This is a genomic window from Virgibacillus carmonensis, assembly GCF_057836705.1.
The window spans coordinates 1-604 of sequence record NZ_JBYQFJ010000260.1 but is presented as its reverse complement, the minus strand read 5'-3'; the positions used below and the strand labels follow the sequence as shown (position 1 = coordinate 604).

Annotated in this window: 1 protein-coding gene; it reads right to left on the bottom strand. The window is 38.1% G+C overall.

Going from position 1 to position 604, the window contains the following annotated elements:
* Window positions 1-440: REP-associated tyrosine transposase (locus AC3G7N_RS21740; protein WP_489424209.1), on the bottom strand; the 440-nt coding region annotated here is incomplete at its 3' end.
* Between the last annotated feature and the right edge of the window lie 164 nt (window positions 441-604).

Below are 604 nucleotides of genomic sequence, written 5' to 3'. Positions count from 1 at the left end.
CCATCCATGTAATTGGAATAACTGCTCCAATAATAATGTTCGGGTTTAGAAGTGATTTTTGCTTTTACCGGGTTTAAATGAATATATCTGCTCGCCCATAGGAAATAATCATTGGAGTTAACCAATTTCGCATGGTAACGATCCTGAAAAACATGACCAGTCAGTTCATAGCGCTTGTTAAAGTACACGGCATAACGGGAATGGATGAATTTAATGATGGTACCGGGTGGTTTTTCTTCCGTTTCGAGGAGAAGGTGGATATGGTTTGGCATAAGGCAAGAAGCGTGAATGGAAAAAGGAAGATCATTCTTGCAGGAACCTATAAGACTCATGTAGGTTTGGTAATCCTGGGTGTCATGAAATATACTAGCACGTCGGTTACCACGGGCAGTAATATGGTATGTGGCACCGGGGAACCAGATTCGAGTTTTTCGAGCCATAAATGTTACTCCTTTCCAACTTTTATTTCAATTATATCTTGCTATAGATAGAAGTAACAAATATACAAAAGTCCACTTTATACGTGCGGAGTCTGCCAATAATATAATTATGCCTATACTAAAAGTGGAAATTAGCTGTATGCTAACAGTGTAAATTATAATTT